Below are 13,090 nucleotides of genomic sequence, written 5' to 3'. Positions count from 1 at the left end.
AAACAAAATGACCCTCGCCTGGATGGCGGGGCCTGCTCGGAGACTTTGTGGAGCTAGGGGGATTCGAACCCCCGACCTCTTCCATGCCATGGAAGCGCGCTACCAACTGCGCCATAGCCCCTTCATGGGTGTCCCGCTCGGTGTTCACTCCGACGGGATCGTGGAGCTAGGGGGATTCGAACCCCCGACCTCTTCCATGCCATGGAAGCGCGCTACCAACTGCGCCATAGCCCCGTTCGGGCGTCGCTCTTGTTCGGCGACGCGGATAACTGTATGAAGATCGGCCCCGTCAGAGCAAATCCACGGTACGTGCGCTACCTCACCTGCTCAGCCCAGGATCTTGCCCAACGGACTGGAGTCCACCGGTGGCCCGGCGTTCCACTTGACCACCGACCAGCCTGGAGGCCGTTTGTTGGTCCGCATGAGCGCGTAGCAGCAGTTGCTCATACCGCGTAGGCCGAACCACTGCTGAGTATCCATCCCCAGCAGATAGGTGGCCCCCAGGTTGGTGGCCGCTCCGTGGGAGACGGCCACGATGACGTCACCCTTCTGAGAGCCTGCGACGATGGTCTTGAGCGCCTCCCCCACCCTCTCGGCGGTCTGACGGCGCCCTTCGATCCTGAACTGAGGAAGCTCTCCTCCAGCCCGCCAGGTGGCGTAGTGCTCCGGCCACTGCTTCTTGATGTCGGCCGCCTTGAGTCCCTCCCAGTCTCCGAAGGACTTCTCGGCCAGTCCCTGATCGACCTCGACGCTCAGGCCGGTCAGCGACGCCAGCACCTCAGCCGTCGCCCGAGCCCGTGCCAACGGGGAGGAGACGATGCGCGTAGGCCCCAGCGCCGCGATACCGTCGGCGGCACGTCGCGCCTGGTCACGACCGGTCTCATTCAAAGGGATGTCGACCTGCCCCTGAATGCGCCCTTGACTGTTGTAATCGGTCTGGCCGTGGCGCCACAGAATGAGATCCGTCATGACGCAGCGTCCTCCCGACCGCCGACCGCAGCACCATCTCGACTGTTCTCGCGCGTCAGGTCCACCGGCAGCTCGATAGCCGGGCAGTCCTTCCACAGTCGTTCGAGCGAGTAGAACTCCCGGTCCTCGTCCTGCAGGACATGGACGACGACGTCGCCGTAGTCCACCAGGACCCAGTGGGCGTCGGCGAAGCCCTCCCGGGTACGGCGCTTGGCTCCGGCGTGGTGCATGGCCTCATCCACCGCATCGACGATGGCGTGGACGTGACGGTCGTTCGCCCCGGAGGCCAGCAGGAAGACATCAGTGAGCCCCAGCCGCTCGGAGACGTCGATGGCGGCGAGGTGCTCGGCCTTCTTATCGGCCGCCGCACGAGCGGCAGCGATGGTCAGGCTCGTGGCGTGTTCGGTGGCGGACACGGATCTCCTTCGGGACGGTCAGTCAGACATCATGCGGCAGCGGCGACTGTACCGTGCACGCCACCGTCAGACGAGCTGACGGATCCACTCCCCCGCACCGCTGGTGGCGGCCATGGCGCTCGTGCTGTCACCGATCTTGCCGTTGGCGATCAGCAGAGCCAGGACCACGCCGATGATGAGCAGCAGGAGGACGATGATGAGTGCGGCCATGAGCACCTTACCGATGCGCGAGGAGGAACGGGGCTGCTCCATCGGCAGGACGTGATCCGGGGAGGGAACCCTCCCGGTCACCTCGTTGACGGGGGCCAGGTAGGGCTCCTCGGGCGCCTCAGCAGCCGGGACCGCCACGGAGTCCCACTCGGAGGCCCCGAGCGGGCCGTTGCCGTTCTCGGCCTCGTCGCTGTAGAAGGCGTAGGGACTGACGGCCTCACCGGAGACAACGGTGGTCTCAGCCGCGCCGGCCACGATCGTCTCCTGGAAGCTGTCCGCCTGCGAGGGCTGATGCAGTGACCTCCACTGCGGAGCCCCGGGCGCACCGAGCTCGGGGGCCTGCTCAGCCTGAGACGAAGGCACCGACGTCGGCACCACCATGGTCTGTGCCTCGATGTCGATCTCGACCCCTGCGCCGTCCTGCACCATCGGTTCCTCGATAGAGGGGGAACCGTAGGCATCCTGACTGTCGACGGCCTCCGGGGCAGATGGTGAGCTGTCCACGGGCTGGACCGAGCTGAGCTCTCCCGTGGAGACGTTCACGGTGCGCACCCCCTGCGCAGCAGCGGGAATCCGCACGATGGGTCGGCGCACCGAGCCTGCGGAGGACGCCGACCCAGCACTCACACCGCTGCGGGCGGACTCGGAGTTCCGCGGGGCCCCGGCCTGCTCAAAGGCGGCGAAGTCGGCGGCACCGGATACAGTTGTGGAGACGGCAGGAACAGCGGAGGCGGCGGGGACGGCAGAGGCAGCGCTCACGGCGTCGGCCGATGAGGAGGAGGACCTCATGGAGGCCTCCTCATTGGCCTGGACCGTCGGCTCAAAACCCTCCCGGTAGTCGTAGGGACTGGTGGCGGGCCCCTCGGTCTCGGCGTCGTCGATCATCTCAACAGCGCCCTGAGGCTCGTTGCTCTGAGGGCTCTCCGGCTCGTCCTCCTCGGAGACAGGGCCTCCCTCAAGGCGGTCCTTGAGCGAGAAGCGGGTGGGCACCGGTGCCGGCTCGGAGCTGGCGTTCGCGGCCCAGTGAGCGTCGTAGTCAAGGGTGGCCACCGGCAGGTCGACGGCCTCCATCAGGCCTGTCTCGATCTCGGAGATCGCCACGGCCTCGGCGGCAGACAGCGAGCGCCAGCTCGGAGCGGAGACGGCCGGCCCTTCGGGCACGGACAGGTTCAGGGGTGGGTTCTGCCCTCCCTGCTCGAGATAGTCGACCCCGTCCACGACGGGAGGCTCGGTCGCCTCCCCCAGCCCGGAATCGACTTCATCACCCGACGTAGCGGAGGAACGGGAGGTGACCGACGCCGGATCGGCAAGAGGGTCCTGGAGCGCCTGGGCCTGCTCAGGGGTGATCTCGCCCGCCTCGACGGCAGCCCGCAGTGCCTTGGCCTCCTCACGCAGACGCCTCATCTCACGTCGGGTCAGGAGCGGCTGCTGGCCGGTCAGGATCGCCTCTCGCTCGGCGGCGCGCTCCGCCTGCCGGATCGCACGACGACTACCGCGTGGAGCGTGCTCATCCTGCGTCGGCTCCTCGGACGTGGGGGCATTGACGCCGGTCTGCTCAGTGCTCACCGTCGTTCTCCTTCCTCAGGGACTGCTCGCGGGCCACTCTCGCCGTCATCGACGTCGCCGACGCCGGCCGCAAGGCCATACGATAAAGCCCGTACTTGCGTATGTACTGCACGACACCGTCAGGAACCAGGTACCACACCGGGGCCCCTTCCCCGACTCGCTGACGGCAGTCCGTCGACGAGATCGCCATGGCCGGCACCTCCACCAGCGAGATCCGGTCACGGGGGACCCCGGAGTCACTGAGAACGTGCCCGGGACGCGTCACCCCCACCAGATGAGCCAGGTCGAAGATCTCCTCACTGTCCTTCCAGGTGAGAATCTGCGCCAACGCGTCCGCCCCGGTGATGAAGTACAGTTCCGCGCCCGGGTACTCAGCCGCGATGTCATGAAGGGTGTCGATCGTGTAGGTCGTACCACCCCGGTCGATATCGACCCGGGAGACTGTGAATCTCGGGTTGGAGGCCGTGGCGATCACCGTCATGAGGTAACGGTGCTCGGCCGGGGAGACCTTGCGCTCCTTCTTGAAGGGCTGGGCCCAGGTGGGCACGAAGATGACCTCGTCGAGAGCGAAGACGTTCTGAACCTCGCTGGCCGCGACCAGGTGTCCATGGTGGATCGGGTCAAAGGTTCCCCCCATGATGCCGATGCGAAGCGGACGAGCAGACAGGGTCACGCGCTGCGCCTCGCTTCTCTCCTGGGGGACACGATTGGTTCTCCTCAAACCGGCTTGGACAACTGCAGTTGGCGAACATACTGCCACGGCCTGCCCCCATTGTGGGTCTCCGCAACGCCATAAGCGAGTTGTCAGCCAACGGCGCAGAGACGCAAGGCAGTATTCGGGTGACCGTCAGACTACTTCCAGTCGGCGAGTGCGCGTCCTGCTGCTCCCAATGCCGGCGCCGACACCCCGAGCCGGGCCGCCACCAGCCGCGGTGCTGGCAGGTCGCCCACGAGGTCAGCCACCCGGCGTCGCAGAGGCTCAAGGAAGACAACCTCATCGGCCCGCATCAGCTCGGAGTTGACGACGATGTCGAGAGGGCCGAGCAGACCGACACCGTGAGCGACGAGCTCCGCCAGAGAGTCCAGACCGGTGTCCCAGACGCGACGCGCCTCCCGGTCCCCCGAACGCATCGCGCCGAGGAGAGCCTTCAGACCCGAGGCGCACTGAGTGGACGGCTCGTGGGAAGCATCATCGCGGCTGCGAGAGGTCGCCGCGACAGCGCCGGAGAAGGAGTCACCGGAGTCAAGGAAGCCTGCGGAGTCATCAACCATGCCGGCGGTGCGTCGCCTCACCATCGCGCCGACGGAGGCGACATCCTCCAGGCGGGCCCTCTCCCCGCTCCAGTCCGGATCGGGAACCAGGATCCGACCGACCTGACCGGCCCAGCCCTCACCCAGCACCAGGGCACCGCCCAGCAGGACGGCGGAGGAGATCCGCTCGCCAACCGCCAGATAGAGGCAGTCCCTCCCGGCCGCGCCCCACTGGCTCTCAGCCCAGGCGCCGCAACCAGCGTCCTGATAGAGCATCACCTCAAGGCCTCCGGAGAGCCCGGACGGCCCAGTGACCCACGACGACAGCGACTGCCTCACAAGACTCGCCAACGGGACGTCCTGCAACCCAAGGGTCTCACTGCGACGGACGCGCCCCTCGTCCTCGTCGACGACGCCCGGCACACAGACCCCGACGACGAGGGCCGCCGCCCCGGACGCCTCACCGCTGGGGTCGTCGGCGACGCCCGTGCACAAGGCTTCGATCGCGCTGCCGATCTCCTGGGCCAGTCGGTGAGCGTTGTTGGAACGACACTCCTTGGGCACTGGGCGTTCCAGGGAGGAGATGACGCTCCCCCCCACCATCTGCAACAACCGCGGTGATGCCGTCGGCACTGACGTCGACCCCTATGGCGACGACGCCCTCCTCGCGGTGGAGGCGCTCGGCAAGGTCAGCGGGAGATCCCATGTTTTCTCTGTTCTCGGGGGCGGGGCGGCGAGCCCACGGGACCACCACCCCACGCAATGGCGTGATTGATGTCGACGACAGTAGCAAGGTTTGTATCGCCATGTATCGCTCTCGGGAGGCAAATACGAGCACCACTGAACTATGCTGACGTCAGTACGACGACTACCTGCCGCACGGTCACTAGGATAAGGCAAGTAGTTGATGAACAAATCACATATGCGCTCCTTCCCCGCCCGCCCCCTCTCCGTCCCGCACCACCCCCTTGAGCCCCAGGAGGATCGAGATGTCTCGGCATGATCGCCATTCGGCCATCCTCGACATCGTCATGGACGAGGGCAGCGTCCATATCGATGACATCATCACGCGGTTGGGGGTCTCGGCGGCGACCGCACGGCGAGACCTCGACCATCTGGCGGACCAGCAGCTGATCAGCCGCACCCGAGGCGGCGCCATCGCCAACCCCACCTCCACCGAGCCGCCTCTACGTTATCGCACCTCCAAGATGGCCGATGAGAAGACCCGTATCGCCAAGGCAGCAGCCGCTCTGGTGCACCCGGGTGACTCCGTCGGTCTCAACGGGGGCACCACGACCACCGAGGTGGCTCGCGAGATTGCGCTCCTGCCGGACCTGACCGATCCGGACGTGCCGATCACCCTGGTCACCAACGCCGTCAACATCGCCAGCGAGATGGCCGTGCGCCAGTGCGTGCGCGTCGTCGTCACCGGAGGGATCGCGCGAGCCCGGTCCTTCGAGCTCACCGGCCCTCTGGCCGGGCTCATCCTGCCCTCGATCAGCGTGGGCACGCTCTTCCTGGGAGTCGAGGGCCTTGACGAGAGAGGTACCTACGCCCAGCACGACGGCGAGGCCGCCGTCAACGCCGCCCTGGTCGAGGCCGCCCAGCGCGTCGTCATCGTGTGCGACAGCTCCAAGCTCGGCCGGACGGCCTTCGCCCTCATCTGCCTCACCTCCAAGATCGACACGGTTATTACCGACGACGGCGCCCCCGCCGAGCATGTCGAGGCTCTGCGTCACGCCGGAGTCCAGGTGCAGCTGGTCTAGCCTCCGACAAACCTGAGAGCTTTCTCATCCGTCCTTAATCGTCATCTTCTCCTGACCGGTCAGGATCGTTTCAGAACGATCCACAACTGACACCAGGAGAAGAGACGATCATGACGACCGTTCCCCTACGTGTGGCCCTCTACAGCCACGACGCCAAGGGGTTGGGCCACCTTCGCCGCAACCTCGCTCTGGCCCATCACCTGGCCCGGGCACTGCCGGGGCTCACCGGTCATGACGTCACTGGTTTGGTCATCACCGGCCTGGCTCCGGGGCAGGACTACCGCCTTCCTGACGGTTTCGACTGGTTGGTGCTGCCAGGAGTCAAGAAGTCCGGGGGCACCTACCTGCCACAGCGGCTGCGCATCACCCGTGAGGACCTGAGCCTGATCCGGGGTGCCCTGCTGTCCGGCGTCCTGAGCACCTTCGCCCCGGATCTGCTCATCATCGATCGGCATCCCTACGGGGTGCACCAGGAGCTGCGCGAGCCCCTGACGCACCTGCGCCGGGCTCACCCCGCCGCGCGTGTGGTGCTCGGCCTGCGCGAGGTCCTGGACACCCCGGCAACCGTGCAGCGGGAGTGGGATGAGCTCGGCGACACCGACACGCTACGCCGGCTCATCGACGAGGTCTGGGTCTACGGGGACGCCGCGGTCCACGACCTGAGTGCCACCGGTGAGGCCCCGACCGCACTGGAGGAGCGGATGCGCTACACCGGCTACCTCGCCCACGGTCGCGATATCGCCGAGACCAGGGACGGCTCCGAGGCCTCAACCGCGCTGGCAGGTAACGCCCTCGATCCGGAGCCCTTCATCCTGACGACCGCCGGCGGCGGCTCCGACGGCATCACCCTGCTGCGGGCCGCCGCGAAGGCACGCGTCCCTGACGGCTACCGGCATGTCGTGGTCACCGGCCCGCAGCTCGATGCCGCCCTGTTCCACCAGGTCGCTCAGGCGGCCGGTCCCCGCACCGTCGTGCGCCGGTCCTGGCCGGGAATGAGTCGCCACATCCAGCAGGCCGCGGCGGTCATCTCGATGGCCGGGTACAACACGGTCAGCGAGATCCTCGCCTCCGACACCCCGGCTCTCCTCGTCCCGCGCGAGACGCCTCGCCTTGAGCAGTTCATCCGGGCCACCGCCCTGAAGGAGGCCGGAGCCGTCGATCTCCTGAGAGTCACGGATCTGAGTGCCGCGGCGCTGGAGAACCGGCTCACCGAGCTGCTGCGTGATCAGGACACCGCCCGCAACCACCTGATGGGGCGACGTCGTCTGCGCCTGGACGGTCTGGCGACCGTCCCTGTGCTCGCCGCCGAGCTCATTGGCGACCGGAGCGACGGCCCCACCACCCGCCTCAGTCATCTCAACAGCCACGACGCCAGCCTCACCAGGATGGAGATCCCCGCATGAATCCCTCACTCGACACCCCCCAGGGCGGTCCCCGTATCGGATACGTCCTGAAGGTCTACCCCCGCTTCTCGGAGACCTTCATCGTCACCGAGATCCTGGCCCGTGAGGCCCAGGGTGAGGACCTGAGCATCTATGCGCTGCGCCCCACCACGGATGCGCGCTTCCACCCCGAGATCGCCAGGGTCGCCGCCCGGGTCAACTGGGTGGGCCGGCCGCAGCGGGCCATCGACCTGTGGAACCAGCTCACCAACGGCCTGACCCGCCAGGAGGACCGCGAGCGCTTCGCCGCCATCATGCCGGTGCTGGCCGAGCTCCCCGGTGACGAGGTGGCTCAGGGCGTGGAGCTGGCGCGCCAGGCGCGCCGAGACTCCATCACCCACCTGCACGCGCACTTCGCGTCCCTGGCGGGGCGGGTCACGTGGATCGCCTCGGCCCTGACCGGTATCCCCTACACCGTGACCACTCACGCCAAGGACATCTTCCACGAGTCGGTGGACCCGAAGTGGCTGCGCCGGATCTGCACCGACGCGCAGCGGGTCATCGCCATCAGCCGTTACAACGAGGACTACCTGGGAACAGCGCTGGCGGGCACGGGCGCCACTGTGTCGCTGCGCTACAACGCCCTGGAGCTGGATCGCTTCTCCTACCGCGCCCCGAAGCAGGTGTCCGCCAAGAGGGCCGAACCGCTGCGGGTGTGCGCTGTGGGTCGGCTGGTGCCCAAGAAGGGCTTCGCCGACCTGGTCGAGGCGGTGAGGATCCTGGTGAGCTCGGGTGTCGACGTCGAGGCGGAGCTGGCCGGTGACGGTGACGAGCGTGAGCGCCTGACGGAGCAGATCGACCGCCTGGGGCTGGCCGGCAGGATCCGTCTGCTGGGTCCGCTCACGCAGGCGGAGGTGCGCGATCTGCTGGCGCGCTCGGACGTGTTCGTGGCTCCCTGCATCGAGGCGGCCGACGGCAACATCGATGGTCTGCCCACGGTGATCCTGGAGGCGATGGCCTGCGGGACGCCGGTCGTGGCCACGGCGGTCTCAGGCCTGCCGGAGGTGGTTCACGACGGCGTCACCGGGCTCCTTCTGCCCCCGGGCGACCCGGCCTCCCTGGCCGTGGCCCTGCGCGGGATCGCGCTGGGCGAGGTCGACACCGTCTCGCTGTCCCGTGGGGCGCGGGCGCTGATCGAGGAGCACTTCGACTCCCGAGCCCAGGCCGAGGTCCTGTCAGCCTGGCAGTCGGGTCCCGTCCCCGCCCCCAGCATGTACCTGGCCGACCAGGAAGGAGCCGCCTGATGCGGATCGCCTACATCTGCTGCGACCCGGGCATCCCGGTGTTCGGGACCAAGGGCGCCTCGGTGCACATCCAGGAGGTCGTTCGCGAGCTGCGGGCCGCCGGCCACGAGGTGGTGCTCTACGCCCTGCGCTCGGGTGAGCACGTCCCCGCCGACCTGACCGACCTCGAGCTGCACCTGGAGACGGTCTCCGATGTCGCTCCCGCTGAGCGGGAGCAGGCTCAGGTGCGTGCCGCGCAGAGGATCGCCTCACGGGTGGTCGCCGACGGCGCCGACCTGGTCTATGAGCGCTACTCCCTGTTCTCCACGGCGCTGGCCGACATCACGGCGGCCACCGGAGTACCGGGGGTCCTGGAGGTCAATGCTCCGTTGATCGACGAGCAGCGTCGTCACCGCTCACTGGTGGACGCCTCCGGTGCCGAGCAGGCGCTGCGCCGTCAGGTCGGGGCCGCTCGGGCCACGGTGTGCGTCTCGGACCCGGTGGCCGACTGGGTTCGTCGTCATACCGCCGACGTGCCGGATGCCGACGCTGTCGCCGACAGGATCCACACGGTTCCCAACGGTGTGAGTGTGCGCCGTATCCAGCCTCAGCCGGCGGACCCCGAGCGGGTGGTCGTCACCTTCGTGGGGACGCTCAAGCCGTGGCACGGGGTGGCCGACCTCATCACGGCAGCGTCCCTGGCGCGTCAGCAGTGGAGCCTGCGGATCATCGGGGACGGCCCTGAGATGGAAACGCTCCGGGCTCAGGCCGAGCGCCTGGGGGTGGAGGCGGACTTCCGGGGGGCGGTCTCTCCTGAGGAGATCCCCGCCCACATGGCGGGTTCGGCGATCGGGGTGGCCCCTTATCCGGATCTGGGAGGTCGCGAGCAGCAGTACTTCTCCCCCATGAAGGTCCTGGAGTACCTGGCCGCGGGTCTGGCGGTCGTGGCCTCCGACGTCGGGCAGATCCCCCAGCTGCTTGAGGAGGGCTCGCAGCTCCATGGTGTGCTCGTGACGCCCTCGGACCCCACGGCGCTGGCCGCGGCCCTGGATGATCTGGCGGCCTCGCCCCAGCGGCGGGCCCGGATGGGGCGCAACGGCCGTCTCCTGGCCGAGGAGCGCCACTCCTGGCGGCGGGTCGTCACCCGGATCCTGGAGCTGGCCGGCGTGCCTCAGGGGGGTGGGCGGTGATGGGCTCGCTTCCACGCCGTCACGGATGCAGTCGGATGCGCCACTCCCCCATGCGGCAGACCCTGCGGCTGGTGGGTCCTGATGCCGCACCGCAGTGGCGTCTCATGGCCGGAGGCACGGTGGTGCTCCTGGCGGAGGTGGTCTTCCGGGTGCTCGAGCCCTGGCCACTGAAGATCGCCATCGACTCGTTGGTGGCGGCTCTGGGCCGACACACGGGCAGTTCCCCCGCCACGGTCTCCTCGTTGGTGGGGCTCGGTGTCGCCCTGCTGGTGATCGTGGCCGGCCGGGCGGTGTGCAACTACCTGGCCACCGTGGCCTTCGCCCTGGTGGGCTCACGGACGGCGGCCTCCCTGCGCAGCCGGGCCTTCCACCACGTTCAGGGCCTGTCCCAGCAGTTCCATGCCCGCAACCGCAGCGCGGACACGGTTCAGCGGCTCATCGCGGACGTCAACCGCATGCAGGAGGTGGCTGTCACCGCCGGCCTGCCGATGGCCGCCAACACCTTGACCCTGCTGGTCATGGTCGTGGTCATGGTGTTCCTGGACCCGTTGCTGGCCATGATCGTGCTTCTGGCGGTGGTAGCCTTCCTGCTCGCGTCCTCGGGCAACTCACGGCGGATCTCCGCGGCCTCGTTGCGCAGCCGCAAGTCGGAGGGGAACCTGGCCAACACCGCCCAGGAGGCGCTCGGCGCCATCAAGGTGGTCCAGGCCTACGGTCTGGAGCCGCTGCTGCACGAGCGTTTCACGGGCGCCAACACGGTGTCGCTCAGTGAGGGGGTGCGCTCGCGCCGTATCGCCGCGCGCCTGGAGCGCTCCACGGACGTCATCGTCGGCGTGGCCACCGCAGTGGTCATGGTCGGCGGGGGCATCCGGGTCCTGAACGGCGCCATGTCCCCGGGAGACCTGGTGCTCTTCACGACCTACCTGCGCACCACCATGAAGCCGCTTCGGGACATGGCCAAGTACACCGGCCGCATCGCCCGGGCGACGGCCTCGGGAGAGCGGGTGGCCGACCTCATGGCGGTCAAGCCCGAGATCGTCTCCCCCAATAACGCCACCGTGCTGGACACGGTTCACGGCATGGTCCACTTCGACCACGTGCATGCCGCCTACGAGGGCCGCGAGGTGCTGCACGGAGTGAACCTGACGGTGGTCCCCGGCGAGCACGTGGCTCTCGTGGGGCCGTCGGGCTCAGGCAAGTCAACCCTGGTGTCCCTGGTGGTTCGGGCCCTGGATCCGACGTCCGGCACGGTGAGTCTCGACGGGCACAGCCTGGACGAACTGGATCTGCGCTTCCTGCGCTCGCAGGCCTCGGTCCTGCACCAGGAGGCGGTGCTGCTGACCGGCACGATCCGGGAGAACATCCGGCTGGGGCGGCCCGATGCCTCCGATGAGGAGGTGGAGGCGGCCGCGCGCGCCGCCCACGCCCACGACTTCATCACTCAGATGCCCGACGGCTACGACACGGCCGTGGGCGAGCGGGGCGGCACCCTCTCCGGCGGCCAGCGTCAGCGCATCGCCATCGCTCGGGCGCTGCTGCGGGACTCGCCGATCATCATCCTGGATGAGGCGACCACTGGGCTGGACCCGGCCTCGACGTCGGCGGTGCTCGAGGCGATCGATGAGCTGGTGGCCGGGCGCACGACTCTGACCGTCACCCACGACCCGCAGGCCGCCATGCGTGCCGACCGGGTGGTGTGGATCCAGGACGGGCGGATCCGCTTGGAGGGCAGTCCTGAGGACCTCATGGAGTCCTCGGCCGACTTCCGTCGGTGGGCGAGCAGTCACCTGACCGATTCCTTCGCCCTGGCGGGGAGCGGATCGTGACGTCTTCGACCATCAGCGCAACGACCACGGCCGACGCCGTCGCCATGGTGCTCGACGCCGACCGGCTCAGTGAGCTCCTCGAGCTCCCGGTGCGGGCCGACAGGCTGCGCGTCAAGCCGGGGGTGTCTGTCCTGGTGTCCCTGACGGAGCGGAGCACCGGGCTCACAGCGGGCTGGGCACGTCTGCTCTGGCCGGTCTCGCACTCCAAGGCCGTTCAGGCCGAGGGCCTGGCCGCCTCGCTGGGGCTGGCGCAGCCCCCCGTCACCCGCACCCTGGATGACGTTCTGCTGCTGCAGTGCGGTGAGGTTCTCACCGACCCCAAGCTCGCCGAGCCTCTCGCCCAGGCGATGGGGCTGGGAGTGCTCAGCGCCTGGGACGCCCGGGACGTGCTGCGATACAACCCCTCACGGCGCCTGATCCTGCGAGACGGCTCAGCGGTCCTGCGGTTGCGGACCGGTGCCGGAGGGCCGTCCGACGACGTCCACCGCCTCCTGTCCGGGCTCCTCCCGGTCCCCCGGTTCCTCGACTCGCAGGCCGTGGCCGGGTGCGAGGGCCGCGTCAGCATTCAGCAGTGGTGCGGGGACACCAACCTGGCCGACCTCTACGCGGACAACGCTGATGGTCCGGCCACCGCTCAGGGCCCCACGGAGGCCACCAGTCGCGTGGGGGCCCTGATGGCCGAGCTGCACTCCTGCGCCGGGCTGCTGCCTCCGGAGCTCGTCGACCGGCTGCCGCATCAGCATCCCACTGCTCGGGAGCTGGCTGAGGTCCATGCCCGTCAGCTCGACGTCCTGGCCCCTGAGCTGGCGCGCCGGGTACGGGCGGCGGGCGACATGCTGCCCGCCCGGATCCTGGGGTCACCGGTTCTCACCCACGGCGACGCCTCCCCCGATCAGGTGCTCTACGAGCACTCGACCGGGCGGGTCTGGTTGACCGACTTCGACCGGGTGCGCCTGGCACCGGCGGCGACGGATCTGGGCTCCTACCTGGCGGTCGCGCCGCCGTCTCAGGGGCGTGCCCTGCTGGAGGGTTACGCCGCGCACCGGCCGGTGCCGGGCGGCGAGGAGCTGGGGACGGCGATCGCACTGTCGAGGCTGGCGCGACTGGCCGATCCCCTGCGCCGTGCCCACCCGTCCTGGCGTGAGCGCATCGGCGCCGAGCTGGCCGCCATCGAGCGCATCGCCCGGTCCCCTGAGACGGAGACCACCTGGGCATGACGGACGCGACGAGT

General features: G+C 68.7%; 11 protein-coding genes and 2 tRNA genes. 6 read left to right on the top strand and 7 right to left on the bottom strand.

Going from position 1 to position 13,090, the window contains the following annotated elements:
• Window positions 1-48: 48 nt before the first annotated feature.
• The 7 genes from FBF36_RS05330 to FBF36_RS05300 all read right to left on the bottom strand — a co-directional run bounded on the left by FBF36_RS05330 (window position 49) and on the right by FBF36_RS05300 (window position 5,015).
• Window positions 49-121: transfer RNA gene (locus tag FBF36_RS05330), tRNA-Ala, on the bottom strand.
• A gap of 40 nt (window positions 122-161) precedes the next feature.
• A tRNA-Ala gene (locus FBF36_RS05325) sits at window positions 162-234 on the bottom strand.
• Between the two features lie 93 nt (window positions 235-327).
• Window positions 328-969 (bottom strand): histidine phosphatase family protein, encoded by a 642-nt coding sequence (locus tag FBF36_RS05320; protein WP_009394889.1) that lies wholly within the window; start codon window positions 967-969, stop codon window positions 328-330.
• Window positions 966-1,385: a ribosome silencing factor gene (gene rsfS, locus FBF36_RS05315; RefSeq protein WP_009394890.1), complete on the bottom strand. Its 420-nt coding sequence runs from the start codon at window positions 1,383-1,385 to the stop codon at window positions 966-968. Before rsfS ends, FBF36_RS05320 begins: the two co-directional genes overlap by 4 nt.
• A 66-nt stretch (window positions 1,386-1,451) precedes the next feature.
• On the bottom strand, window positions 1,452-3,161 hold the full coding sequence (locus tag FBF36_RS05310) for a hypothetical protein (protein WP_009394891.1): 1,710 nt from the start codon (window positions 3,159-3,161) through the stop codon (window positions 1,452-1,454).
• Entirely contained in the window at window positions 3,151-3,834 is a 684-nt protein-coding gene (gene nadD, locus FBF36_RS05305) for a nicotinate-nucleotide adenylyltransferase (protein WP_034491657.1), read from the bottom strand. Before nadD ends, FBF36_RS05310 begins: the two co-directional genes overlap by 11 nt.
• A gap of 179 nt (window positions 3,835-4,013) precedes the next feature.
• Window positions 4,014-5,015 carry an ROK family protein gene (locus tag FBF36_RS05300; protein WP_225792472.1) on the bottom strand — a complete coding sequence of 334 codons (1,002 nt, stop codon included), beginning with the start codon at window positions 5,013-5,015 and terminating at the stop codon, window positions 4,014-4,016.
• A 386-nt stretch (window positions 5,016-5,401) separates the two neighbouring features.
• Between FBF36_RS05300 and FBF36_RS05295 the strand changes: the two genes are divergently transcribed.
• The 6 genes from FBF36_RS05295 (at window position 5,402) to FBF36_RS05270 (ending at window position 13,076) form a co-directional block, all read left to right on the top strand.
• Window positions 5,402-6,178, top strand: coding sequence for a DeoR/GlpR family DNA-binding transcription regulator (locus FBF36_RS05295; RefSeq protein WP_138137246.1), 777 nt, complete (start codon window positions 5,402-5,404; stop codon window positions 6,176-6,178).
• Between the two features lie 110 nt (window positions 6,179-6,288).
• A complete protein-coding gene (locus FBF36_RS05290; protein ID WP_009394900.1) occupies window positions 6,289-7,581 on the top strand; it encodes a glycosyltransferase family protein in 1,293 nt (430 codons plus the stop codon).
• Window positions 7,578-8,864, top strand: coding sequence for a glycosyltransferase (locus FBF36_RS05285; protein WP_009394901.1), 1,287 nt, complete (start codon window positions 7,578-7,580; stop codon window positions 8,862-8,864). Before FBF36_RS05290 ends, FBF36_RS05285 begins: the two co-directional genes overlap by 4 nt.
• On the top strand, window positions 8,864-10,033 hold the full coding sequence (locus FBF36_RS05280) for a glycosyltransferase family 4 protein (RefSeq protein WP_009394903.1): 1,170 nt from the start codon (window positions 8,864-8,866) through the stop codon (window positions 10,031-10,033). The genes FBF36_RS05285 and FBF36_RS05280 overlap by 1 nt, the downstream gene beginning before the upstream one ends.
• 50 nt (window positions 10,034-10,083) lie before the next feature.
• Window positions 10,084-11,859 carry an ABC transporter ATP-binding protein gene (locus FBF36_RS05275; protein ID WP_034491666.1) on the top strand — a complete coding sequence of 592 codons (1,776 nt, stop codon included), beginning with the start codon at window positions 10,084-10,086 and terminating at the stop codon, window positions 11,857-11,859.
• Entirely contained in the window at window positions 11,856-13,076 is a 1,221-nt protein-coding gene (locus tag FBF36_RS05270; RefSeq protein WP_009394907.1) for a phosphotransferase, read from the top strand. The genes FBF36_RS05275 and FBF36_RS05270 overlap by 4 nt, the downstream gene beginning before the upstream one ends.
• Window positions 13,077-13,090 lie beyond the last annotated feature (14 nt).

It is taken from the genome of Actinomyces sp. oral taxon 171 str. F0337 (assembly GCF_005696555.1).
Lineage (GTDB): Bacteria > Actinomycetota > Actinomycetes > Actinomycetales > Actinomycetaceae > Actinomyces > Actinomyces oris_E.
This window is presented reverse-complemented; position numbering and strand designations above follow the sequence as displayed.

Coding starts and splice junctions, on each gene's coding strand:
- FBF36_RS05320 (WP_009394889.1), bottom strand. CDS start 969: ATGACGGATCTCATTCTGTGGCGCCACGGCCAGACCGATTACAACAGT.
- FBF36_RS05300 (WP_225792472.1), bottom strand. CDS start 5,015: ATGGTGGGGGGGAGCGTCATCTCCTCCCTGGAACGCCCAGTGCCCAAG.
- FBF36_RS05295 (WP_138137246.1), top strand. CDS start 5,402: ATGTCTCGGCATGATCGCCATTCGGCCATCCTCGACATCGTCATGGAC.
- FBF36_RS05290 (WP_009394900.1), top strand. CDS start 6,289: ATGACGACCGTTCCCCTACGTGTGGCCCTCTACAGCCACGACGCCAAG.
- FBF36_RS05285 (WP_009394901.1), top strand. CDS start 7,578: ATGAATCCCTCACTCGACACCCCCCAGGGCGGTCCCCGTATCGGATAC.
- FBF36_RS05280 (WP_009394903.1), top strand. CDS start 8,864: ATGCGGATCGCCTACATCTGCTGCGACCCGGGCATCCCGGTGTTCGGG.
- FBF36_RS05275 (WP_034491666.1), top strand. CDS start 10,084: ATGCGGCAGACCCTGCGGCTGGTGGGTCCTGATGCCGCACCGCAGTGG.